The following is a 24,763-nucleotide window of genomic DNA, read 5'->3' as shown; positions in this document are numbered from 1 at the left end:
ATGAGGAGTAATATAATGAAAGAAAAAATAAGAATACTACATGTGTTGGGAGGGTTAAACAGAGGTGGTGCAGAGACGATGGTTATGAATGTATATCGTAATATTGATCGTTCGAAAATTCAATTTGATTTTATTATACATACTACAGAAAAATGTGATTATGAAGATGAAATCAAAAAATTAGGAGGAGAGATCTATAGGGTTCCACGTTATAATGGTAAGAATCATATAGTTTATAAAAATGTATGGCATAAATTCTTTCGATTACACTCTGAGTATAAAATTATTCATGGTCATTTGAGGAGTACTGCTGCTATATATTTAAATATTGCTAAAAAGTATAAATTGAAAACAATAGCACACAGTCACAATACTTCTTCTGGTAGTGGAGTAGCCGCTGTGATTAAAAACGTGATGCAAATTCCGATTAGATATATTGCAGATTATCTGTTTGCGTGTTCTGATGATGCTGGTAAATGGCTCTTCGGTAAAAACGTCATAAATAATAAGAAATATAGAATTATTGAAAACTCTATTGATTGCGATTCTTATATGTACAATGATCACCTGAGGAACAATATGAGGAAAAGTTTAGACCTTAGCGATAAATATGTGATAGGCCATGTTGGGAGATTTAACATACAGAAGAATCATGAATTTTTACTGGAAGTTTTTTTTGAATTGCAAAAAAGTAGAAGCAATGCGGTATTGTTGCTTATTGGAGATGGAGAACTACGGGGGGATTTGGAACAACGCATATTAGATCTAGAGATACAGGAGAAAGTTATTTTTACTGGTGTCATATCTAATGTGAATGATTTTATGCAGATTATGGATATTTTTGTGTTTCCTTCACATTTCGAAGGATTAGGAATGGTTGTTATTGAGGCACAAGCAGCCGGGCTTCCCTGTATTGTTTCGGATACAGTACCTTCAGAAGCACATGTTACAAATTTGATAAAATCATTATCATTATCACTAAGTGCTACCGAATGGGCTAATGAAATATTAAATAGTGAAATTATTAATAACAGGTTAGATGCTTATATCGAAGTGAAAAAGAGCGGATATAATATTGCTGAATCAAGTGAATTTTTAGAAAAATTTTATTCGAAAATGCTTATAAAGGAAGTATATACATGAAGAAGTATTGTGGAGTTGTTGTGTTATTTAATCCTGACGATGACGTAAGAATAAATATTGATTCTTATCTTGAATCAGTGTCGAAATTATATATCATAGATAATTCAAAAGTTGAAAATAACCTTTTGTTGAATGAAATAAGAACAAGGGAAAAACTAGAGTATATTCCATTAGGTGAAAATATGGGACTGGCTTATGCTTTAAACTTAGGGTGTCGAAAAGCAGTGTTGGATGGTTTTGATTACATATTAACAATGGATCAGGATTCAAGGTTTGAAAAGTTTGCTGTGAATAAAATGATCTCTTTTATTGAGAAATCAGCAGTTCATTATTCAATTGTTTCACCAAATGTATCTTCAGTTTATTATGATGAGAGTTCGAATCAGGATGAAATTGCATACACTCATTTAAAAAATGATGAGATTGTTGAGCGTAATTGGGTAATGACCTCAGGTTCGTTAATGTGTCTGAAAGATTATCAAAAAGCTGGGGGATTTGATGAGTCCTTGTTTATTGCGCATATCGATATTGATATAGCTATCAAATTTGATCAGTTTGGTGGAAAAATAATACAAATAGGGAATGCGATTATATATCAAAGATTTGGAAATTCCAAACCCAAAAAATTTTTTTGGAAGACTATTTATCCATCATTTGCCTCACCAGTAAGGACATATTACTTGTTTAGAAATCAAAAGTATCTTGAGAAAAAATGGGATAATTATAACTCGTTTATTGATGTGCATTTGTATAAATTTATTATTAAAATACTACTCTACGAAGATATGAAATTCAAAAAGATAAAAATGGGCCTAAAGGGACTAAAAGACGCTCGGTTAAATAATATGGGTACATATAAAGAATGAGTATATGGAAAGTAATTATTTTAAAAACTGTTAAAGTACATTTTAAGAAAGGCTGTCTCTTTCATGTCCAGTCATTTCTTGACATGATGACAGAGAGGGATTATTAAATGGTATATGCTAGTATAATAGGATGCATAATAATATTGTTTTTCATTTGGCAAAAATCGAAAGATATCCTTGCTCCACCTTTTATTATAGGAACTATATGGACCATTATGTATATGGCACTGCTACTTAGAAAAGAAACTGTTGATTTAAGTAGCATATATTATTCTTCTTTTGTTATTGGACTTCTCTTTTTTACAATAGGCTTTTACTTTATAGTTAGGAATTCTAAAAGAACAATAAGTTCAATATCTGGGCAAAATCCAGGGAAAATCAGATTTAATTCATTTAATATGAAGATAATTATTCTTATAGAGATAGCTTTGTTTTTGTTTTTCCTTGTGAAGGTTACTCTTTATATTTCTGGAAATTTCGCCTATAATTTTTGGCAAACCTTAAGTATTGGGAAAGCAACTGGAATGTTCACAGAAGGTTTAATAATTTCATATTCAAGAAACGCAATTATCGCGCTGACTATTGTTTGTAGTATCGCATATTTTAATAATCCTACGAAAAAAAATAAAAATTACTTTTTGATATCTTTTATAATAGCCTTGTTTTTCACAGTAACAGGGGGCAGTAGAGGGATTATTTTCATGCTTCTATTCGGAGTGTGTTTTAGTGCAATTATTATTAAAAAATATGGAAACAAGAAGATTTTAGTTATTTTATTTGTATTATTGTCTATAGTACTTACTACCTTTATCGCCTTTGCTTATATGAAATATGTATATGAAGATCAAAGTAATACCTTTGAATTCGTAATGAAGCAATTTAGAATTTATTTTACAACTTCTATGATAGCATTTGTACGATGGATGGAAACTTTTAATTATTATTTATATGGTACGAATACATTTAGATTCTTTATTGAGTTCTTGAATGTAATAGGGTATAACTTTGATGTCTCAAGTACGGTACAGGATTTCGTTATTGTTTATGGTGATAGAACTAATGTCTTTACGGTCTTACATTATTATGCAGCTGATTATGGTTTGACTTATTCGTTTGTAATACTTACCCTTTTGGGTTTAACTCATGGTTTTTTATATAAAAAAGCAGTCGTTTCAACAACATTATCTCCTTTTTTTATAGCTTTGCATTCTATTTTTTACTTTCCATTAATTTATCAATTTTTTTCTGATCAGTACTTAACAATTTTATCAACATGGTTACAACTTATTTTTTGGTTTTGGTTATTTACTAGAAAAGGATTCTTAATTGTTGGAAAGTTTGAGAGCGAACAATCGAATGATAGTATCTCTAGTTAAGTATTATCTGTTAAACTATATTGATATAAACTGGGGTTATTTTTATGAAAAAGGTTCAAGTTTTGTTATCGTCGTATAATGGAGAAAAGTATTTATCAGAACAATTAGATAGTATCTTTAATCAAAAAGGAGTTATTGTACACTGTTTGGTGAGAGATGATGGTTCAGATGATAATACTAGGCTTATACTATCTGAGTATCAGCAGAAATATTCGAATTTAGAGGTTGTTTTTGATGGAAATGTAGGATATAAGTCTAGTTTTTTTACACTAGTACAAATGTCTGGGGATTTTGATTACTATGCTTTTGCCGATCAAGATGATATATGGAAAGAGGAAAAATTATCAGAGGCGGTTAGGAAAATCAGTGAGATCGAAGAGGATCTAGCAGTAGTGTATTGTTCTAATTGTATATTGGTTGATAATAATTTGAATTACATCAATTTACTTAATATTAAGGAGAATATGATACCTACGAGTAAGATTAAAGCTTTGGCACAAGGATTTGCCCATGGATGTACTACGGTATTTAATTCCAACACTAGAAATTTAATTATTAAATATAAACCTAAACAACAATATGCACATGATTTCTGGCTACCATTGCTAGTTTTATTTTTAGGAAGGGTTATTTATGATGCGAATTCTTACATCCTTTATAGACAACATACTAATAATATCTTCGGTGGAAGACGTTCCTTACTTGAAGTTTTTAATTATAGATTAAAGCAGTTGAAAATTAATAAGAATTTCCATTCTATCTTGGCAAGCGAAATATTAGAAGGTTATGGTGATCAATTAACTGCTGAAGATTATGGTATGTTAAATGATGTTAGTACTTATAAATCTTCTTTATCAAAGAAGATTAAATTGCTATTTAATAAAAAACTTAAAAGAGATACTGTAAAGGGAACTTTATACTTAAAATTATTGATTATTTCTTCTAGATTTTAAAATAAAGAATAGAATGCTGAGGATACTATATTGAATGATCGAGTTAAAAAATTCATCAGAGATTTTTCGTATACTATAACTTCGAATTTCGTTTCTATTATGGTGTCAACATTAGTAATTCTAATAATACCAAAGTTGATTGGTATCAAGGAATATGGATATTGGCAGCTATATTTATTTTATTCTTCTTATGTGGGATTTTTACATTTTGGGTGGCTTGATGGAATATACCTTAGGTATGGTGGGAAAGAGTATAGAGACTTGGATAAAAAGTTATTTTGCTCACAGTTTTACATGTTGCTTGCACAACAATTAATAATAGTTATAGCTCTAATGACTATCTCATATTTTGCTATTATTGATGTTGATAGAAAGTTTATACTTCAAATGATAGCTTTATGTACGATAATTGTAAATCTTAGATTTATGTTGCTTTATGTTTTGCAAAGTACTAATAGAATTAAAGAATATGCACAGATAACAATGTTAGATAGGTTAATATATTGCTGTTTGATCATAATCTTATTAACTGTTGGAGTAAGAGAATATAAATTAATGATAATTGCTGACTTGGTTGGGAAGTTACTATCTTTAATTTACTCTATGTATTGTTGTAAAGATATTGTATTTAATAGATTTTCGACTTATTACTTTAGCTTTAAAGAAATGATCCAGAATATTACGGTTGGAATAAATCTAATGTTTGCAACTATTGCAAGTATGTTGATAATTGGAGTTGTTCGATTCGGAATTGAACGATCATGGGATGTCGCCACATTTGGTAAAGTATCCTTAACATTAAGTATTTCTAATCTACTAATGATTTTTATTAATGCGGTAGGTATTGTTATGTTTCCTATTCTTAGAAGAACGGATGAAACCAAGCTACCAAAAATATATGCAACTATGCGAAACTTTCTAATGATAATCTTGCTAGGTATTCTTATCAGTTATTATCCTTTTAAAGTTGTATTATCAAACTGGTTACCTCAGTATGCGGATAGTTTAATGTATATGGCGATACTATTTCCAATGTGTGTTTATGAGGGGAAGATGTCACTTCTGATAAGTACATATTTTAAAACCTTGAGAAAAGAAAATCTAATGTTGAAATTAAATTTATGTTCCTTTTTATTGAGCTTTATTATTACAGTGGTTACTACTGTAATAATAAAAAATTTGGATCTAGCAATACTATCCATTGTATTTATATTGGTCTTTAAGTGCATCCTGTCGGAAGTATTTTTATCAAGAATATTAGGGATATCAATATTTAAGGATGTAGGCTTGGAATTATCTTTAACATGTATTTTTATTATTACAGGCTGGTATCTTAATTCTTGGACTGCAGTATTAATATATGTTATAGCTTATTCGGTGTATTTAGTAATAAAGCAAAAAGATATTATCAATACACTTAAAGACATCAAGCAATTAATACGGATATAGAATGAAGGAGGGGTACTGTTTTGTTCAAAATAGCAGTAGCAGGAACCGGCTACGTAGGCTTAGTAGCAGGCGTATGTTTCGCCGAAGTAGGCCATCAAGTAACCTGTGTGGACATCGATGAAAACAAAGTTGAGTTGATGAAATCTGGTGTGTCACCAATCTATGAAGCGGATTTAGAAGAACTTATGCAAAAGAATTATGCAGCAGGTAGACTTGAATATACTACTGATTATAAGTCAGCTTATAAAGAAGCAGATGCGATATTTATTGGTGTTGGAACTCCTGAGCAGCCTGATGGATCGGCTAATCTTTCATACATAGCTACAGTTGCAAGACAAATAGCAGAAACAATAGAAAAAGATTGCCTTGTTGTGGTTAAATCTACTGTTCCTGTAGGAACAAATGATAAGGTGCAGCAGTTTATACATGATTTTCTACCTCGTGAAGGAGAAAAACTTGTTGGTAACGGTAATGGAGTAGGTAGAGACATCAGAGTTGAAGTAGCATCTAATCCAGAGTTTTTAGCACAAGGTACAGCTGTTAGGGATACTTTGCAAGCAGCAAGAATCATAATTGGAACTGAGAGCAAATGGGCAGAAGATATTCTTATGAAAATCTATGAGCCGTTTAATATCCCAGTTGTATCTGTTAAAAGAAGATCTGCAGAGATGATCAAATATGCATCTAACGATTTTCTTGCTCTGAAAATATCTTACATGAACGATATTGCTAATCTTTGCGAATTGGTAGGAGCAGATATTCAAGATGTATCAAGAGGAATGTCGTTTGATGAACGCATTGGAAGCAAGTTCTTAAATGCAGGTATTGGTTATGGAGGTAGCTGTTTTCCTAAGGATACGAAGGCACTAGAGTACTTAGCGAGACAAAATGGATATGAGCTTAAAACCGTTAAAGCAGCTATTGATGTCAATACTAGCCAAAAGACAATTCTTTTTAAAAAAGCATCTAAAAGACTTATCACCTTTAATGGTCTAAAAGTAGCGGTGCTAGGACTGACATTTAAACCTGGGACCGATGACTTGAGGGAAGCTGCTTCGCTAGAAAATATACCTTTGTTATTAAATCAGGGAGCAGAAATCTATGCTTTTGATCCTGTAGGAAAAGTGAATTTTTCTAAGGAGTATCCAGAAGGTAGGAATGGTAAGGGCGGTATCAAATATGTTGAGAGCATAAAAGAAGCTCTTGAAGGTGCGAATGTCTGTTTTGTATTTACTGAGTGGGGAGAAATTAAAGCAATAGAGCCGGAAGTTTATAAAGATTTAATGAGAACGCCGTTAGTGTATGACGGCAGGAATTTGTATGGGGTTCAAGATATGAAAGAAGCTGGTGTGGAGTATTATTCCATCGGAAGATAGTTGAAGGGGCGAGCTATTTGAATGATATACCTGTAGATCACACGAAAACATATCTAATTACTGGAACAGCTGGCTTTATAGGATTTTATTTATCTAAAAGGTTATTGGAGCAAGGGAGTCGAGTGATCGGTGTTGATAATATAAATGATTATTATGATGTCAACCTCAAACACGTTCGCTTAGAGCAACTAAAGTTATTTAGCCGTTTTGAATTCGTAAAAGTTGATATATCAGATAAGGACATGATTACAAAGATCTTTGAAGAATATAAACCGAATATTGTGGTGAATCTTGCAGCTCAGGCTGGAGTGCGTTACTCTATAGAGAACCCAGATGTGTATATTCAAAGCAATATTGTAGGTTTCTTTAACATTCTTGAAGCTTGTAGAAATTATCCTGTTGACCATCTTGTATATGCTTCATCTAGCTCAGTTTATGGGTCTAATAAAAAGGTTCCTTTTGAAGAATCAGATGTTGTAGATCATCCGGAATCGCTTTATGCAGCTACGAAAAAGTCGAATGAGCTAATGGCGCATACTTATAGTCATCTGTATAAGATACCGACTACTGGTCTACGCTTTTTTACTGTTTACGGTCCAATGGGTCGTCCAGATATGGCGTATTTCGGATTTACTCAGAAGTATTTTGCTGGTGAATCTATTAAAATATTTAATAATGGTGATTTTAAAAATGATCTTTATCGGGACTTTACTTACGTAGACGACATTGTTGAGGGTATTGAGAGACTTCTAAGTAAAGCACCGACAGAGGCAGTTCCTCATAAGGTTTTTAATATAGGAAACAACAGCCCGGAAAAGTTAATGGTATTTATTGAAACATTAGAAAAGTGTTTAAGCAAGGCTACTGGTAGAGAAGTGATATTTAATAAAGTATTTGAGCCTATTAAACCAGGGGATGTACCAGCAACATATGCATCAACGGATTTATTACAACAAGCTGTAGGATTTAAGCCAAAAACTTCCATTGAAGAAGGTTTACAGAGATTTGCTAATTGGTATGTAGATTATTATAAAGAGAAATAATACGAAGAGGAGTTACGACATTATGAAAGGCATTATCCTAGCAGGCGGTAGCGGTACGCGCCTATATCCATTAACAATGGTCACAAGCAAGCAGCTTTTACCTATTTACGACAAACCAATGATCTACTATCCACTATCTACATTAATGCTAGCGGGCATTAAAGAAATTCTAATTATTTCCACTCCAGAGGACACGCCTAGATTTGAAAGTTTATTAGGTGACGGTTCTCAATTTGGCATCTCATTACAATACAAAGTTCAACCAAGTCCTGATGGTTTAGCGCAGGCTTTTATTTTGGGTGAATCTTTTATAGGTGATGATTCAGTTGCCATGATCCTTGGAGATAATATCTACTATGGCAATGGAATGCGGAAGATGTTGCAACGTGCTTCTTCTAAACAACAAGGAGCAACGGTGTTCGGATATCACGTGCAAGATCCAGAGCGCTTCGGTGTGGTAGAGTTTAATGAAGAAGGTAAAGTATTGAGCGTAGAAGAAAAACCAACACAGCCAAAATCTAACTACGCAATTACTGGTCTATATTTTTATGATAACAGAGTTATTGAGATTGCTAAGAACGTTGAGGTCTCTTCACGTGGAGAATTGGAGATTACCTCCATTAATGAAGCTTACTTAAATCTTGGTGAGCTTGATGTGGAACTCCTAGGTCGGGGATTCACCTGGTTAGATACAGGAACTCATCAAAGTCTTGTCGACGCAACTAACTTTGTACGGACTATTGAAGATCATCAAGGAATCAAGATCGCCGCTCCGGAGGAAATTGCATATATTAATGGATGGATTACTAAAGAAGACTTGTGGAATTGCGGGGAGAAGTTAAGTAAGACGGGGTATGGTCAGTATTTGATGAAAGTAGCAACAGGTAAAATACAATACTAATAACTGAAAGTGTGGCAGAGATGAAAATTACAGAAACCTTTTTGCAAGGCGTATTAGTCGTTGAACCGGCTGTTTTTGGGGATCACCGTGGTTGGTTTATGGAGACGTATAGCGGAGCTAAGTTTAAAGAGCATGGAATTGACATGGAGTTTGTACAAGACAACCAATCCTACTCTGCGACTAAAGGAACATTACGTGGTTTGCATTTTCAATTACATCCTAAGGCACAGACGAAGCTGGTTCGGTGTACACGTGGTGCTATTTTTGATGTAGCCGTAGATATTAGAAAAGGTAGTCCTACCTATAGTAAATGGTTCGGCATTGAACTGAATGCTGAGAACAAAAAGCAACTGCTGATCCCAAAAGGATTCGCACATGGATTCATGACGCTAACAGAAGACGTAGAGGTTCAGTATAAGTGCGATGAGCTTTATGCCCCGGAATGTGATGGGGGTATTCTGTGGAATGATCCTTCTATTGGCATCGAATGGCCTCTTCATATTACACCTGTATTATCTGCCAAGGATGAGAAGGCGCCTTTATTAAAAGATGCTAATTTGAATTTTTTTTACAATAACTAATAAAGCTAATAGATCGGGAGTGCGTTCATTGAGTAAGCAAAAGATGCTGGTTACGGGTGGTGCCGGATTTATTGGAGGCAACTTCGTACAGTATATGGTAGATAAATATCCGCATTATGATATTGTGAATTTGGATTTGCTAACTTATGCGGGTGATCTAACGAAACATAAGGATATTGAGTCCAAATCCAACTATCGGTTTGTTCAAGCTGATATTGCTGACCGAGAGGCAATATTGTCACTTTTTGAGTTGGAGAAATTCGATTATGTTGTTCATTTCGCTGCGGAGAGTCATGTGGATCGCTCAATTACTGATCCTGCGATATTCGTTCGTACGAATGTTATGGGGACACAGGTACTACTGGATGCAGCTAAAAAATTCGGCATTACTAAATTCCTCCATGTCTCTACGGATGAAGTGTATGGTGAACTCGATTTTGATCCTACTGTATTTTTTACCGAAGAAACACCTTTGCAGCCTAACAGTCCTTATAGTGCTAGCAAAACAGCGTCTGATTTGTTAGTTCGTGCGTATTATGAGACCTTTGGTTTACCAATGAACATAACACGCTGCTCGAACAATTACGGCCCCTATCATTTTCCTGAGAAACTGATTCCACTAACCATTTCAAGAGTATTAAACGAAGAGAAAGTTCCTGTATACGGAGATGGAAAAAATATTCGCGACTGGCTCCATGTCTGGGACCACTGCGCAGCCATTGATCTTGTCGTGCACCAAGGCGTAAGTGGTGAAGTTTATAATGTAGGTGGTCATAATGAGAGAACTAATCTTGAAGTAGTTAAGACGATTATCAGTACCTTGGGGAAATCTGATGATTTGATTGAATTCGTAACAGATAGATTAGGACATGATAAACGTTACGCCATTGATCCAACGAAACTTGAGAATTTAGGTTGGAAGCCAACTTATACTTTTGAGACAGGAATTGCGCAGACGATCCAATGGTATATTGATAATGCTGAATGGTGGCAACAAATCCTTAGTAACGAATCGCATAAGTGATTTATGCACGACTTAACGGTTAAGAAAAGAAAAGGTAATTTAATGAATAGAAGATTTGTCCTTTTCGTATGCTTACTATTGTTGATTACTGGTTTCTTCAGTGCAGGCCACTTCTTAGCTCTAACTGAATCTCCCAAACAATCAGATGTGATCATCGTCCTAAGCGGAGGTCAAGGTCGTGTAGAAAAGGCAGCTGAGTTATATAAAGCAGGCTATGCGCCTTATATAATTCTTTCCAATGCTAAAGAGTCTACAAGTAAGTCGGGTGACATGGTCCAAAATGCCCTAGCCTTAGGCATACCCCAGAATGTTATTTATACTGAGAACGCGGCAAAAAGCACTCATCAGAATGCCGAGCACACTCTTCCTATAATGAAAGAATACGGTTTTAAATCTGCGATTGTTATTTCCTCTGACTTTCACATGCGGAGGGTGAAATTTCTTTTTGGTCGTATGTACAAAAAATCGGAGATCGAGCTGACGTATGTGGGTTCTGCATCAGGATATAACGCTAAACGCTGGTGGAGTGACCGAAAAAGTAGAGAAACAACGTTCAACGAATATGTGAAAATGATCGGCAACACCTTTGGTTACAATGGTCCGGAGGCAAAAAGTACTCTTGATCAGATTAAGAACTGGTTTCGCTAATCTGCTGTAGAATGTTCACACTATAATCCGACAAAAACAGTTTTTTTCTTATCTTGGCTTAAGGCGCATTACGACAAACAATATTGTTTAATAGTTTTATACTTATAACTATATCAATATTATTCTCGTGGGAGAGACGCCAAATGCCTAATTACTATTTTAACGAAATATGGACGCCTTTAAAATTAGTGAATATTCGTTTTTATCTAGATGATGAAAATCGTGTTTGGGTTAAAGTTTGGTCTAAGCATCGGCGACTTCTAAAAAGGGTAGAGTCTACTATATAATTAATATTTTTGTCCAACTTCCGAGGTGATCTCATGAGTCAAGACAATTTAGTTTGTAAATCATGTGGGAATACTACATTCGCTAAAGGCGAAATGAGCAACGGATATGCTAACGTCATGCCTATTGGGAAAGCCTTCTCTTTTGGCTCACCAGTTATCTTCACATTTTGCAAAAGGTGTGGAGAAGTAGCGTCGATAAAAGTTAAGAAACCTGAGAAGTTTTAAGTCACTTAGCAGTGACTTATTTTTTTTGGAGAACGGACTTTTTGACGATTTTAAGAACTAGTAGGCCATAATATTTCATTCTCACTTCCACAACCTTATAAATTAGCTAAAAATAACTCATCCTAACCGTAGCGAACCTACGGTTTTTTATTTATAATAATTATTATCTGGATTTCATAAAGCGTTCAAAAAATCTGTAAAAAGTCTTATTTTCGTGTGATATACTTAACACAGTGTTTTGGGATGTTGTGAAAGTGAACGGTATGTAAGATATTAATTTATATAACTGGATTTCAGTAACTTATAGAGACTAGGATGGTGAACTATCGATGCACATCGTCGTCGTTGGCCTGAATTATCGTACGGCTCCCGTGGAGGTTCGGGAACAGTTTGCTTTTGCGGAAAGTGACCTTCCGGCAGCGCTCCATCAACTGATGAAGACGAAGGGTGTGCTAGAAGGGGTCTTAGTAGCTACTTGCAACCGTACGGAAATTTATGTGGTGATGGACCGCCTTCATATGGCTGGTTATTTCATCCGCGGCTTTATGGAGCAATGGTTTGGTGTGAAAAGCGAGCAATTTGCTCAGCACATGTATATTTATGAAGACGAACAGGCGATTGCGCATTTGTTCCGCGTGACCTGCGGTCTGGATTCCATGGTGATTGGGGAGACGCAGATCCTGGGACAGGTGCGGAGTTCTTTTCTCACAGCTCAGGCTGAGGGTGTAACTGGAACTTGGTTCAATCGGTTGTTCAAGCAAGCGGTGACGCTGGGCAAAAGAGCACATAGTGAAACGTCAATCGGCGAGAGTGCAGTATCTGTCAGTTATGCGGCTGTGGAGCTGGGCAAGCGGATTTTTGGCATGTTCACTGGGAAAAAAGTACTGATTCTCGGCGCCGGAAAAATGAGCGAGCTTACCGTGAAGCATCTATACAGTAGTGGTGCGGCAGAAGTGATTGTCGCTAACCGTACGCTGTCGCGTGCGATTGAATTGGCGGAGAAGTTCTCGGGTAAGCCGAGCACGATTGAAGATGCGTTAACAACTCTAAATGAAGTAGATATCGTGATCAGCTCAACAGGAGCAGATGGGTATGTGCTTACGGCTGATAAGGTAGCGCATGCTATGAAACGCCGCCCTTCGCGGCCGCTTTTTATGATTGATATTGCTGTACCACGTGATATTGATCCTGCGGCGGCAAATGTGCCGGATGTTTTTTTGTATGATATTGATGATCTGGAGGGCATTGTGGAGAACAATCTGGAAATGCGCCGAAGTGAAGCTGCGAAGATCGAAGTGATGATCAGTGAGGAAATGGATGAGTTCCAGCTGTGGCTCAAGACGCTTGGGGTAAGACCGGTGATCCGGGCGCTCCAGGATAAATCGAATACGATTCATGAAGAAACGATGGAGAGTCTGTTCAATAAGCTGCCCGAGCTGGACGAGCATCAGCGGAAAGTAATCCGCCGTCTGACTAAAAGTATCGTGAACCAGATGATGCATGATCCGATCAATGTAATTAAAGAGCTGTCCGGCGGTAAGCAGGGGAATGAAGCTCTTGATTATTTTTCCAAAATCTTTGCATTGCAGGAACAGCTCAAATCCGATTCAGATGATGGAGATATTGCCTCGGTTAAGGAGTCTAGTTCTGGAGAACGTACGGCTGGCAGCGCTGATTTTTCTGTGCCTAAGACGGCACTTGCTCCGGCAGGCTTGCTGGGTGGGTGAATAATATGCAACTGCTGAACGGAATATATGATGCCGCTCTGCTGGTCTATGCCCTGAGCCTGCTGTTTGTTTTCTCGGATTGCCTTAAAAGGAGTCCGGGTGGGAAGCGGCTAGGCACGGGGCTTCTTGTTGTTGTAGGTCTTTTGCAAGTTGCAGGACTTGGAATTCGTTTCTCTCAGGAGAAAGGCCTGCCTATTTTCACACCTTATGATTTCTTGTTTTGGTTTGCGTTTAGTATTGTGCTGACTTCGCTTGCGGTGGCTTTTACACGTGGAGGCGAGTTTACGATTTTGCTGCTCAGTATGGCCGGGTTTAGTGTTTTTCTGCTTAATCGGGTGTGGCTGACGGCGGGTGGGCATACGCTTGAGACTTGGAGTGCGGTGTATGGCTGGCTGACGATGCATGTGATTTTGGCAAATATGAGTTTTGCAGCACTGACGTTAGGGACGGTTTTTGCAATATTGTACTTGTTCCTGCACACCAGACTCAAAAGCAAGAAATGGAGCGACCGGATCCGTCGTTTGCCGAACCTGGAGACTACAGATAAATACTCTTACACCGCTATTTTGGTGGGCACTCCTTTGCTGGGAATATCACTGGTGGTGGCTGGTTTATCTATAGTATCTGAGGGACGGACGCTTTTATTGAAGGATTTAAAAGTATTAACGACTCTTATCGGTCTTGGGATTTACATATTTTATATTATCTTTAAGAAGTCCGGGCGGAAAAGTGGAGTAAGTATGGCTCGCTGGGCGATTTTAGGATATGCTTTTATTATCTTAAATTTTCTGTTGAATTCTTGGTCTGATTTTCACGGTTGGAGCGGGGAGTGAGGGGCATGACGCGTTATTTACCCATAATGCTGGATTGTGAAGGGCAGCACTGTGTGGTTATTGGCGGTGGTGTCGTGGCTGAACGTAAGGTGAGCGGGCTGTTGGAAGCTGGAGCGGCGGTTAAGGTGATTAGTCCTTCTTTGACAGATTCGCTTGATTCTCTAGCTGAAAAAGGTCTCCTGATCTGGATGGACCGTACTTATGCTCCCGGAGATCTCCGTGGGGCCTTTCTCGTATATGCAGCCACTAACGATAGGGCGGTTAATGAAGAGGTTGCGCGGGAGTCTAGACGGCTTGGAATTCATGTAAATGTGGCCAGCCATGCCGAAGCGGGAAACTTTATCACGCCTGGAGTGGTTCGGAGGGGACGTTTGACGGTAGCTGTATCTACTTCGGGTGCTGGCCCGCTTGCGGCAACGAAGATCAAAAATGTGCTTGAAAAAGCGCTGGATGCGGCGTATGAGCCATATTTGGATTTTGTGCATGCCATGCGAACCCGGATTAAGGAAAAAGAACCTTCTGCTGAAGTTCGTGGAAGGCTTTTGCTGAAGCTTGGGGCGCTGGATGTGTTGAACGAGATGAGCAAGGGTACCTTTATAGCGTGGAGCCCGGAGGATATGGACGCTTGGATTGCTGAGCAGCGGTTGGAGTAAAAGTGCGCATGGACACTGTAAAGATTAGAAAATTGGGTTAGATTAAGATATGAAGTGATGAGCGGTTGTTTGGGTAACCATAATGAATGGCTGAAATGGGTTGAAGTAGCTAGAATGGTGGAATCTACGGTATAAATCCCGTTGAATTGGGTTGAAGTAGCTAGAATGGTGAATTGTACGGTATAAATCCCGTTGAATTGGGTTGAAGTAGCTGGAATGGTGAAATGAACGGTATAAATCCCGTTGAACTGGGTTTAAGTGGCTGGAATGGCGAAATGAACGGTATAAATCCCGTTAAATTGGGTTGAAGTAACTGGAATGGTGAAATTAACGGTATAAATCCCGTTGAATTGGGTTGAAGTAGCTGGAATGGCGAAATGAACGGTATAAATCCCGTTAAATTGGGTTGAAGTAGCTGGAATGGCGAAATGAACGGTATAAATCCCGTTAAATTGGGTTGAAGTAACTGGAATGGCGGAATGTACGGTATAAATCCCGTTGAACTGGGCTGAAGTAACTGGAATGGTGAAATGAACGGTATAAATCCCGTTGAATTGGGTTGAAGTAGCTAGTTTGGTGAAATGAACGGTATAAATACTGTTGAATTCGGCTGAAGTGGCTTAGAGGGTGGAATGAACGGTATAAATCCCGTTGAATTGGACTTAAGTAGCTGTGATGGCGGAATGAACGGTAACAATGCCCTCTAAACGAGCCACAGTCGCCGAAGGAGCCAAATGAAAGGCAAGAATGCCTCAGGTTGGTGGGAGTCATCCGAAGTAGCGAATTCAAAGGCAATAATGCCTTTTTTAGAGTGAGAGTAGTTAATTGGTTAGTTTGGGTTTGGATTTCTAGTGCAAGGTTCTGTGGTGAAGAGTAAGAGGCGAACGTTACCAGGAGGAATGGACAATGCGTAAGGTTATAGTGGGGAGTAGACAGAGCGCGCTTGCGTTGACGCAAACGGGACATGTGATTGCTGATTTGGAGCGACTTAGCGAAGAGCATGGTTTTGGATTTACTTTTGAAGTGAAAAAGATCGTCACCAAAGGTGACCGCATTCTTGACGTTACTTTATCCAAGGTAGGCGGCAAAGGGTTGTTCGTGAAGGAAATCGAGCAAGCGATGCTGGAAAAAGAAATCGACATGGCGGTGCACAGCATGAAGGATATGCCATCCGAGTTACCGGATGGGCTGATCAATGGTGCTGTGCCGAAGCGTGTCGATCCGCGTGATGTTTTGATCTCTAACGGAGGCGTCTCGCTAGACGAGCTGCCTCAGGGTGCACGCGTAGGCACAAGCAGCCTACGCCGATCCAGCCAGCTTGCTGCGCTGCGGCCTGATCTGGTCATTGAGCCCGTGCGCGGCAACATTGACTCGCGGCTGCGCAAGCTGGAGAGCGGGGAATACGACGCAATCCTGCTGGCAGCGGCGGGGCTGTCGCGCATGGGCTGGCAGGATCGCGTGAGCGCCTACCTGCCGCCGGAGGTTTGCCTGCCCGCAGTAGGGCAGGGTGCACTCGGCATCCAGTGCCGCGCAGATGACGCTGACCTGCGGAAGCTGCTGGCGTTATACAACGATGCCGATACGGCGTTGACGGTAGCGGCGGAGCGCACGTTCCTTGGCGTGCTGAATGGCGGCTGCCAAGTGCCGATTGGTGCTCATGCGGTGCTTGACGCAGCCGACAAAGCTGCTACCGCTGAGCACAAAGTAATCTCGTTAACGGGGATGGTGGGAACACCGGACGGTTCAACGATTTTGAAAGAAACTTGCACGGGGATTGACCCGGTACAGCTCGGCGAAGAAGTCGCTAAAAAGCTGATTGCAAGAGGAGCGGAGAAGATACTGTCAGACGTTAGGGGATGAGTGGATTGACGGGGAAGGTTTATTTGGTAGGTGCAGGTCCCGGGGACGCAAAGCTGATTACTGTGAAAGGCCTCGAGTGTATCCAAAAAAGCGACGTACTGGTGTATGATCGCTTGGCAAGTCCTAGATTGCTGAAATGCATGAAACCCGGCGGGGAGAAGATTTATGTGGGCAAGCTCCCGGATCGCCACACGATGAAGCAGGAAGAGATTAATCAATTGTTAGTTGATTTGGCTTTACAGGGGAAAACAGTGGTGCGGCTTAAGGGTGGGGACCCTACGATTTTTGGCCGAGTGGGTGAAGAAGCGGAGCTGCTGCGCAAAAATGGGATCTATTACGAAATCGTACCAGGCATCACGTCAGCGATCAGTGTACCTGCCTATGCGGGTATACCTGTTACGCACCGCGATCATGCCTCTTCCCTGTCGATTATCACCGGGCATGAGAGTCCGGATAAACTGGATCATTCCATACATTGGGATAAAGTAACGAACGCCACAGGCACGTTAGTGTTTCTGATGGGCGTAGCTAAAATAGGTTATATCAGCGCTCAGCTGATCAAGCACGGGCGGCCGCCAGAAACACCAGTGGCACTTGTGCGCTGGGGCACCCGCGCGGATCAGGAGACGCTGACGGGAACCCTCGCCGATATTGAGGCGAAGGTGAAGGCGGCGGATTTTCAGCCGCCGGCAGTCATCGTCGTCGGCGACGTGGTGCTGCAGCGTGAGCAGCTGAAGTGGGTCGAGGCGATGCCGTTATTCGGCAAACGCATCGTGGTGACACGGGCTCGCAGCCAAGCAAGCGAGCTGGTGGATAGAATTGAAGAACTCGGCGGGGAACCCTACGAGTTCCCGGTGATCGAGACGATCATGCCGGAAGGGGCAGAGAAGAAGGCGAAGATTGCAGCGGCGTTTGGCGCGCTGGAATCGTACGACTGGGTATTCTTCACTAGCCCGAACGGCGTGGAGTTTTTTTGGCGCCACTTGGCGGAGCTGGGGGCGGACATTCGCGGGCTACACCGCGCGCGTATTGCAGCGGTGGGGCCAGGCACAGCCGCCGCGCTGGCGCAGCGCGGGGTGATCGCTGAGGAACTTCCGGCGAAGTTTCAGGCGGAAGGTCTGATTGAGACGTTCGGTCCCCAGCTGCTGCCGGGGCAGAACGTGCTTTTGCCGCGCGGCGATCTGGCGCGGGACTGGCTGCCGGACAAGCTGAGAGAGCTTGGCCTACAGGTGACAGACGTGGATACTTATGAGACGGTTGTCACTGGTGAGGATGACGACGAGTTGTTGAAGCTGCTAGAGGAAGGTCGCGTACACGCGGTAACCTTCACCAGCTCGTCAACCGTGCGTAATTTCATACACATCCTGAAACGGATGGGACTTGAAGAACCGCTCCCGCTACTTGCAAACGTGAAAATCGCCTGCATCGGCCCGTTAACGGAGCAGACTGCGGTAGAAGCGGGACTGACACCGGGACTCTTGCCTGAAGAGGCAACCATAGATGGTTTGGTGCAGGAGCTCTGCCGCTGGAATGCGGAGACTCAGCTGCAGTAGCGCTCGGATCGAGGATAGAACGAAGCAATAGTTTACTGGTGAGCTTGGCTTGTTTAGCTTACTTTCTGGTGGGAAGGTAGAAGCTGATTACTCTGCGGGGAGAGTAGTAGCTGTTCAACGGAGAAAGGCAGTGCCTGCTTAGAAATATAGCGCTCAGCTTATAATTAGTTACATTACAGGCTAGAGTTTTGTTCGTAGTTACTAAATAGTTCGTAGTTACATGTGAGTTGGTAGTTACTAAATAGTTGGTGGTTACATGTGAGTTCGTAGTTACTGAATAGTTGGTGGTTACATGTGAGCTGGTAGTTGCTAAATAGTTGGGTTTACGTGTGAATTGGTAGTTGAGTCTGCGCTTACATTTACTAATTGCATGTGTTGGTTTGCTCGCCGTTATATCTACGCTCAAAAGTGCCACATCGCAACCTTCAAGTAACATATAAATTGAACTCCGAAAGTAGTTACTTATGGAGTTCGGAGTATAATATTTGGTTGTAAACTAACTGGTATGTAGAGAATATGCAGTAGGTTAATGTGATCAGATCTGCTTGAATTTTAGTTTTAGTTGTACTTCATACAATTAAATTTCCTATATATCAGCTAAAGTCGAGTTTAGTTGTAGTATGTACAATTAAATATCCGCTAAATGAGGAATCTTCGCTCTTTTGTAATAAATAACTGTAGAGAATGCAACTAAAGCTTACAATTAGGACAAAACATCGAGATAGTTGCACAAACTACAACTATACGCAGTTAGCCAGTGGTCGGCGGTTTGGTTGCGGCTAATTTGGACTTGGCTGCGGCTAGTTGTGGTTTGCTGCCAGACACATAATTTGGTTTTATATTTTATTTTTCAGGAGGATGAACAAATGAGCTTTCCAATTACACGTCACCGCCGTTTGCGCGGTTCTGCTGGAATTCGTGGCATGGTGCGGGAGACGATACTGAATGTGCTGGATATGGTACAGCCTATTTTTGTGACTTATGGAACAGGTGTGAAGAATGAGATTAGCTCGATGCCGGGCGTGTATCATTTTTCGCTGGATACGTTAAAAGCAGAAGTGGACGAGATCGCCGCACTAGGCATCCCGGCTGTATTGTTGTTCGGGATTCCTGAGACGAAGGATGCTATCGGTTCTTCCGGTTTTGCAGAGGATGGAATTGTGCAAGAGGCTACTCGCTTGATCAAGCACTGGTACCCAGAGCTGTTGGTCGTTGCAGATACCTGCCTTTGTGAATTTACGGATCACGGACATTGTGGAATGGTGCATACGCATACGGTGAATGGTGTGGTACATGGCGATGTTATCAACGATGCTTCGCTGGAGCTTTTGACTCGTACGGCGGTATCCCAAGCAAAAGCTGGAGCAGATATTATCGCCCCTTCCAACATGATGGATGGATTCGTTCACGCGATTCGTGCGGGACTTGATGAGAACGGTTTTGAGCATGTGCCGATTATGTCGTATTCGGTCAAATATGCTTCGGCATTTTATGGCCCTTTCCGCGAAGCAGCGGATTCAGCGCCACAATTCGGGAATCGCAAAACGTATCAAATGGACCCTGCCAATCTGCGCGAAGCGCTCCGTGAAGCAGAATCCGATGTGTTGGAAGGCGCGGATATGTTAATGGTGAAGCCAGCCCTGGCTTACCTAGATGTGATTCGTACGATTCGTGATCAGTTTGATCTTCCTTTGGTGGCTTATAATGTGAGTGGAGAATATTCCATGGTAAAAGCAGCGGCATTACAAGGCTGGATCGACGAGCAAGCCGTTGTGCTGGAAATGCTGACGGGCATGAAACGCGCTGGTGCGGACATTATTATTACTTATTTTGCAAAAGATGCAGCCCGCTGGCTGCGAGGCTAATCTTCATCACACCGACATCGCGGCAGCTAATATATGTTTGTACAAGCTTGTGTAACCAAGAAGAGAATAGGAGTGAAGATACATGAGTAATGTGCCAATGGCGCGTAAAGAGGAAGCGTCCCGGAAGGCTTTTGATGAAGCAAAACAATATATTCCCGGCGGGGTGAACAGCCCTGTACGGGCGTTTAAATCCGTAGGTCTGACTCCGATTTATGTGGATCATGGGATCGGTTCGCGTATTTTTGATATCGACGGCAACAGCTTTATCGACTATGTGCTCTCATGGGGTCCGCTGATTATGGGTCATGCGCATCCTGAGGTTGTGAAGGCATTGCAGGAGACGGCGGTAAAAGGGACAAGCTTTGGCGCCCCAACGCTACTCGAAACGGAAATGGCAAAAACCGTTGTTGAACGTGTGGCATCTGTAGATATCGTGCGCATGGTTAACTCCGGAACGGAAGCTACGATGAGCGCGATTCGTTTGGCACGTGGTTACACTGGACGCAGCAAGATCTTGAAGTTCGAAGGCTCCTACCACGGTCACGCGGATAGTTTGCTTATTAAGGCTGGCTCTGGTGTAGCTACATTGGGATTGCCGGATAGCCCGGGTGTCCCAGAAGGCGTTGCAATGAATACCATTACGGTTCCTTACAATGATTTGGAGTCCACTCAGATTGCTTTCGAACGTTTTGGCAATGAGATTGCGGCAGTGATCGTAGAGCCGATTGCCGGCAACATGGGCGTTGTTCCACCGCTTCCAGGCTTCCTGGAAGGGCTGCGTAAATTAACTTCTGACAATGGTTCGCTGCTTATTTTTGATGAGGTTATGACAGGCTTCCGTGTTAATCGCGGCTGTGCTCAAGGCTTGTTCGGGATTACTCCGGATATTACTTGTTTTGGCAAAGTTATCGGCGGCGGACTTCCAGTGGGTGCTTATGGCGGGAAAAGAGAGATCATGGAGCAAATCGCTCCTACTGGACCGATTTATCAGGCGGGCACACTAAGTGGTAATCCATTAGCGATGGCAGCCGGATATACTACGCTCAAGCTGTTGACACCGGAAGTATATGACCGACTGGAACAGTTGGGTGCACGTCTGGAAGCGGGTTTGAGAAAGAATTCAATCGAGACTGGCATTCCGCTCACGATCAACCGGGTAGGATCAATGGTTTGTCCATTCTTCACTGAAGGACCTGTAATCAATTTTGAAACGGCTAAGACGAGTGACACGGATCTTTTCTGTCGTTATTTTGGTCATATGGTGAGCCAAGGCATCAGTGTGCCACCTTCACAGTTTGAGGGTATGTTCGTATCGGCTGCACATAGTGAGCAGGATATTGATGATACCATTGAGGGCCATTATAATGCCCTGAAGGCCCTTTGAGCATCGGAGCCGGAGAAACAACCGGTGGTGGCGCTTGGACTCGGCGTGGAGAATGGCTGGAGGTAACACCCGGCAAAATCATTACTGGAGCTGAGGATACGCAGGCGACGATTGATAAGTGGCTGCTAGAAACTGTGGGCATGCCCGAGAAACTTCATCTGCGGTTACGCCGCGAGGGAGGTATTCAGTGGAAAGGTGACCGGCTTCGGCTGGCACTTTTTCCCGATCGTGAAGCGGGGATTGAACCGATATGGGAAGAGCTTGAGGTGCTGTACGAGGATGATTTTTGCCTGGTAGCTCATAAACCAGCTGGGATGGCGGTTCATCCAGATGGCAGTGGAACAGGTGTAACTCTGGATCACCTCGTAGCTGCGCATTATATCACTTCCGGCGAGAGTGTGGCTGTGCGCCATATTCACCGCTTGGACAAAGATACAACGGGTCCGGTGATGTATGCAAAAAATGAGTTCGCACAGTTAGTTCTGGACGAGAATATGCGTGAAAAAAGCATATCACGGCACTACGCCGCGATCGTCGAAGGCACAGTGCCGCCTGTGCTTAAGGTGATCGATGCCCCGATTGGGCGCGATCGGCATCACGCTGCGCGCAGACGGGTCTCGCCCGGCGGACAATCTGCCGCGACGCGAATCATCGAGCGCGAGGCACTGCATGGCGGAAGCCTGGTGCATGTGCAGCTGGAGACCGGGCGGACGCATCAGATTCGCGTCCATCTCAGCCATATGGGTCATCCCTTGTATGGGGATGAACTATATGGCGGCCCGGTTTGGGCTTCCAGCGCTGCCGGCCGCCATGCCCTGCATGGCGAGTCGTTGTCCTTCCGCCATCCTTGGAGCGGAGAACAGCTGGAAGTCAGCGATCCGTGGCCGGAGGATATGCTGCAGCTGCGAGAGCTGCTGTCTGAAGCACCCTGACGGATACGTAAGCAACTAAAGAACAGTAGAATCAGCAAAAGCTGGTTTTGCTGTTCTTTTTCTATTTTTTTCAGAAAAAAAACATCTATCCATGTCTTATTAATAAAAGCAGCATATAATACTTTGTTCTTACGAAGTAGTGCATCTATCAGCAGGCTTAAGGTTTGATGAGCTCTTAAATTCATGAAATTTATTAGCATCCTGTCCGGTTAGTACTACCAAAGTTGTCATGCCTCTCTGTTTGAAGCATATACATGTGGGGAGTAACATTTTGGGCTTATGCTCTGGGCCTGTCTCAGGGTTAGATTATGCCAAGAAGGAGGACATATCCCGTGTTTGATCAGTCCCACGGCTTGCGGTTTGATATTTACGAACGCATTCACCTTTCGGAAGAGCTTCCGGGAATAGCTGAGCTGGAGGAGGTTGAACTACTTCCGGAAATTCAGGTGATTCAGCGGGAGGATCGGGCCGAGTTATATGGTCAGCTGTTGCTTACCGGGCTTTACCGGAGTGAAGATGACCGAACACAACGTCTGGAGCATGCCATTCCCGTCGAAATCACTGTTCCGCTTACACGCGTCAGCTCGATTGAAGATATTGGGGTGGAGATCGAGAATTTTGATATTGATCTGCTCACGATGCGCACTGTGAATATAACAGGCGTACTATCGCTGCGGGGGATCGGTAGTACGGATCCTCAACCTCAACCGGCCTGGCAGCAAGAGGAGTATACAGTCGCCTATTCTCCTGTTAATGATGACAGGGTGATAGAAGCAACTGCTGAGCACCAAGAACACGAAAATGATACCCTTTATGAAAATTCACAGTGGACCTTTGGTGAAGATGCATCACAGGTTGCTGTAGAAGAACATGAACAGGCCGATGCGGCTGAGGACGCACAAGAGTTACTAGTCTCAAGCGGAGCGGCTCATACGTCCCCTGTAGTCAATTTCTCATCCGCTCAGGAGAAGGACAAGGGCGCAAAAGCCCGGACACATAGTCTAGAGTCACAAGCAGAGGATGCCAAAGCGGGTTTATCCGATTACTGGTTTAAAGCCGAGCCACAGATCAAGGAAGCTGAAGTGTCCCAGCTGAATCAAGCAAGTTATGTGAGCGAAGAGAAGCAGCAGCCGGAAGAGGAATATTCTTTTGCTTCTAGAGAGACCGTTGTTCCAACGGCTAGTGCAGAAGCGAATCAAGATATACCTGTATTTGCTTCTGAGAGTGAGGCTAATCATGAGCTTCATGAACAGGATGAGAATGCTGAACCCATCCATGAGAATGCGAACGAAGTTTTTGTTTCACAAGAGAGTGTGGCTTCTCATGAGGAGAAACAAGATCTTAAGATCGCCTTGGGCAGTAAAAAAGAAGCAGAGGTTCCGGAAAAAGAACATCTCACCTTCTCCTCTTTACTAAGCTCCAGTCGTGTCCGTAAAGAGCAGGAAGCTCTGCAGTCGGAAGGAAACACATCTGCAGCAGTGGACGTTCCAGAGGTTGGTAATAATACGGAATGGAAGAGCAGATTCATTGCCAGCGCGGACGGAGCTAACATGTTCCGCAAAGTTCGGCTGTGTATTGTACAGCGTGAAGAAACACTGGATACCATTGCAGAGAAGTATCAGCTAAGTGCGCGGGAGCTGGTGATGTATAATCGCTTGTCCGGGCAGAGTGTAGAGGAAGGCCAAGTGTTGTACATCCCGTAATCGAATCGTGATGCGTACACAAATGAATAGGTGAATCCCGATCAGGTATTAGGGTCGGGATTTTTGCTGTTTCATTGTTGGAATGAATGCTTCAGAAGAAATAAGTCGAAATTCAGCCTAAAGTCCCGCTGCAAAGGCGTATCCAGGTTGACTAGGGGGGGCTCAAAATGTATTATGGAGTAAGCAATATCTAAGTAAAGACTGGGAACGGGAAGAGTAGGCGGTCAGCCCTTCAGAGAGCGGAATTGCAAGTGCTGTGACATTCCGTAGGAAACAGCCCCCGAAGTCGCCCCGGAGTCGCCCTTCTGAGCTTATCTTCATATCTATGAAGGATAAGTTAGGTTGTGGCCGGTAGCAGCCGTTATCTGTACGAGTGTCGCG

20 protein-coding genes and 1 other annotated feature (1 of these 21 running past the window's edge) are annotated in these 24,763 nt (G+C 42.0%); all 20 genes read left to right on the top strand.

The features are described from left to right. Positions 1-15: 15 nt before the first annotated feature. The 20 genes from MKZ16_RS26000 to MKZ16_RS25905 all read left to right on the top strand — a co-directional run bounded on the left by MKZ16_RS26000 (position 16) and on the right by MKZ16_RS25905 (position 24,382). Entirely contained in the window at positions 16-1,143 is a 1,128-nt protein-coding gene (locus MKZ16_RS26000; protein ID WP_076105547.1) for a glycosyltransferase family 1 protein, read from the top strand. After that, on the top strand, positions 1,140-2,009 hold the full coding sequence (locus tag MKZ16_RS25995) for a glycosyltransferase (RefSeq protein WP_076105546.1): 870 nt from the start codon (positions 1,140-1,142) through the stop codon (positions 2,007-2,009). Before MKZ16_RS26000 ends, MKZ16_RS25995 begins: the two co-directional genes overlap by 4 nt. 107 nt (positions 2,010-2,116) lie before the next feature. Further along, positions 2,117-3,385 (top strand): O-antigen polymerase, encoded by a 1,269-nt coding sequence (locus MKZ16_RS25990; protein ID WP_076105545.1) that lies wholly within the window; start codon positions 2,117-2,119, stop codon positions 3,383-3,385. 44 nt (positions 3,386-3,429) lie between these two features. Continuing rightward, complete coding sequence (locus MKZ16_RS25985; RefSeq protein ID WP_076105544.1) at positions 3,430-4,338, top strand: glycosyltransferase; 909 nt, start codon at positions 3,430-3,432, stop codon at positions 4,336-4,338. A 99-nt stretch (positions 4,339-4,437) separates the two neighbouring features. Beyond that, positions 4,438-5,787 (top strand): hypothetical protein, encoded by a 1,350-nt coding sequence (locus MKZ16_RS25980; protein ID WP_339814913.1) that lies wholly within the window; start codon positions 4,438-4,440, stop codon positions 5,785-5,787. A gap of 20 nt (positions 5,788-5,807) precedes the next feature. Next, on the top strand, positions 5,808-7,163 hold the full coding sequence (locus tag MKZ16_RS25975) for a UDP-glucose/GDP-mannose dehydrogenase family protein (protein ID WP_076105542.1): 1,356 nt from the start codon (positions 5,808-5,810) through the stop codon (positions 7,161-7,163). Positions 7,164-7,180: 17 nt separating this feature from the next. Continuing rightward, entirely contained in the window at positions 7,181-8,206 is a 1,026-nt protein-coding gene (locus MKZ16_RS25970; protein WP_076105541.1) for an SDR family NAD(P)-dependent oxidoreductase, read from the top strand. A 22-nt stretch (positions 8,207-8,228) separates the two neighbouring features. Then, complete coding sequence (rfbA, locus tag MKZ16_RS25965) at positions 8,229-9,107, top strand: glucose-1-phosphate thymidylyltransferase RfbA (RefSeq protein ID WP_076105540.1); 879 nt, start codon at positions 8,229-8,231, stop codon at positions 9,105-9,107. 20 nt (positions 9,108-9,127) lie between these two features. Beyond that, positions 9,128-9,688 carry a dTDP-4-dehydrorhamnose 3,5-epimerase gene (rfbC, locus tag MKZ16_RS25960; protein WP_076105539.1) on the top strand — a complete coding sequence of 187 codons (561 nt, stop codon included), beginning with the start codon at positions 9,128-9,130 and terminating at the stop codon, positions 9,686-9,688. A 28-nt stretch (positions 9,689-9,716) separates the two neighbouring features. Next, a complete protein-coding gene (gene rfbB, locus MKZ16_RS25955) occupies positions 9,717-10,712 on the top strand; it encodes a dTDP-glucose 4,6-dehydratase (RefSeq protein ID WP_076105538.1) in 996 nt (331 codons plus the stop codon). A 42-nt stretch (positions 10,713-10,754) separates the two neighbouring features. Continuing rightward, a complete protein-coding gene (locus tag MKZ16_RS25950; protein ID WP_179090022.1) occupies positions 10,755-11,360 on the top strand; it encodes a YdcF family protein in 606 nt (201 codons plus the stop codon). A gap of 841 nt (positions 11,361-12,201) precedes the next feature. Further along, entirely contained in the window at positions 12,202-13,599 is a 1,398-nt protein-coding gene (gene hemA, locus MKZ16_RS25945) for a glutamyl-tRNA reductase (protein ID WP_076105536.1), read from the top strand. 5 nt (positions 13,600-13,604) lie between these two features. Continuing rightward, the gene (ccsA, locus tag MKZ16_RS25940; RefSeq protein WP_036685126.1) at positions 13,605-14,432 is read left to right on the top strand and encodes a cytochrome c biogenesis protein CcsA; all 828 of its coding nucleotides are present in this window, start codon (positions 13,605-13,607) and stop codon (positions 14,430-14,432) included. Positions 14,433-14,437: 5 nt separating this feature from the next. Continuing rightward, positions 14,438-15,085, top strand: coding sequence for an NAD(P)-dependent oxidoreductase (locus MKZ16_RS25935; protein ID WP_076105535.1), 648 nt, complete (start codon positions 14,438-14,440; stop codon positions 15,083-15,085). Between the two features lie 906 nt (positions 15,086-15,991). Further along, complete coding sequence (gene hemC / locus MKZ16_RS25930; protein ID WP_076105534.1) at positions 15,992-16,945, top strand: hydroxymethylbilane synthase; 954 nt, start codon at positions 15,992-15,994, stop codon at positions 16,943-16,945. 5 nt (positions 16,946-16,950) lie between these two features. Further along, positions 16,951-18,498 (top strand): uroporphyrinogen-III C-methyltransferase, encoded by a 1,548-nt coding sequence (gene cobA, locus MKZ16_RS25925; protein WP_076105550.1) that lies wholly within the window; start codon positions 16,951-16,953, stop codon positions 18,496-18,498. An 866-nt stretch (positions 18,499-19,364) separates the two neighbouring features. Next, the gene (gene hemB, locus MKZ16_RS25920) at positions 19,365-20,363 is read left to right on the top strand and encodes a porphobilinogen synthase (RefSeq protein ID WP_038573042.1); all 999 of its coding nucleotides are present in this window, start codon (positions 19,365-19,367) and stop codon (positions 20,361-20,363) included. A 97-nt stretch (positions 20,364-20,460) separates the two neighbouring features. After that, positions 20,461-21,747, top strand: a complete 1,287-nt coding sequence (hemL, locus tag MKZ16_RS25915; RefSeq protein ID WP_076105548.1) for a glutamate-1-semialdehyde 2,1-aminomutase — start codon at positions 20,461-20,463, stop codon at positions 21,745-21,747. Then, positions 21,744-22,679, top strand: a complete 936-nt coding sequence (locus MKZ16_RS25910; protein WP_249267762.1) for an RluA family pseudouridine synthase — start codon at positions 21,744-21,746, stop codon at positions 22,677-22,679. The genes hemL and MKZ16_RS25910 overlap by 4 nt, the downstream gene beginning before the upstream one ends. 332 nt (positions 22,680-23,011) lie before the next feature. After that, a complete protein-coding gene (locus MKZ16_RS25905) occupies positions 23,012-24,382 on the top strand; it encodes a LysM peptidoglycan-binding domain-containing protein (protein WP_076105533.1) in 1,371 nt (456 codons plus the stop codon). 194 nt (positions 24,383-24,576) lie between these two features. Continuing rightward, positions 24,577-24,763, top strand: a binding site (T-box leader) (it continues 97 nt past the right edge of the window).

The organism is Paenibacillus sp. FSL R5-0928 (assembly GCF_037970385.1).
Lineage (GTDB): Bacteria > Bacillota > Bacilli > Paenibacillales > Paenibacillaceae > Paenibacillus_AQ > Paenibacillus_AQ odorifer.
The sequence above is the reverse complement of the archived record's forward strand: the minus strand, read 5'-3'. Positions and strand labels throughout refer to the sequence as shown.

Coding starts and splice junctions, on each gene's coding strand:
- MKZ16_RS25950 (WP_179090022.1), top strand. CDS start 10,755: ATGAATAGAAGATTTGTCCTTTTCGTATGCTTACTATTGTTGATTACT.
- hemL (WP_076105548.1), top strand. CDS start 20,461: ATGGCGCGTAAAGAGGAAGCGTCCCGGAAGGCTTTTGATGAAGCAAAA.
- MKZ16_RS25995 (WP_076105546.1), top strand. CDS start 1,140: ATGAAGAAGTATTGTGGAGTTGTTGTGTTATTTAATCCTGACGATGAC.
- hemC (WP_076105534.1), top strand. CDS start 15,992: ATGCGTAAGGTTATAGTGGGGAGTAGACAGAGCGCGCTTGCGTTGACG.
- MKZ16_RS26000 (WP_076105547.1), top strand. CDS start 16: ATGAAAGAAAAAATAAGAATACTACATGTGTTGGGAGGGTTAAACAGA.
- MKZ16_RS25985 (WP_076105544.1), top strand. CDS start 3,430: ATGAAAAAGGTTCAAGTTTTGTTATCGTCGTATAATGGAGAAAAGTAT.
- rfbA (WP_076105540.1), top strand. CDS start 8,229: ATGAAAGGCATTATCCTAGCAGGCGGTAGCGGTACGCGCCTATATCCA.
- MKZ16_RS25980 (WP_339814913.1), top strand. CDS start 4,438: ATGGTGTCAACATTAGTAATTCTAATAATACCAAAGTTGATTGGTATC.
- MKZ16_RS25990 (WP_076105545.1), top strand. CDS start 2,117: ATGGTATATGCTAGTATAATAGGATGCATAATAATATTGTTTTTCATT.
- hemB (WP_038573042.1), top strand. CDS start 19,365: ATGAGCTTTCCAATTACACGTCACCGCCGTTTGCGCGGTTCTGCTGGA.
- MKZ16_RS25935 (WP_076105535.1), top strand. CDS start 14,438: ATGACGCGTTATTTACCCATAATGCTGGATTGTGAAGGGCAGCACTGT.
- ccsA (WP_036685126.1), top strand. CDS start 13,605: ATGCAACTGCTGAACGGAATATATGATGCCGCTCTGCTGGTCTATGCC.
- rfbC (WP_076105539.1), top strand. CDS start 9,128: ATGAAAATTACAGAAACCTTTTTGCAAGGCGTATTAGTCGTTGAACCG.
- hemA (WP_076105536.1), top strand. CDS start 12,202: ATGCACATCGTCGTCGTTGGCCTGAATTATCGTACGGCTCCCGTGGAG.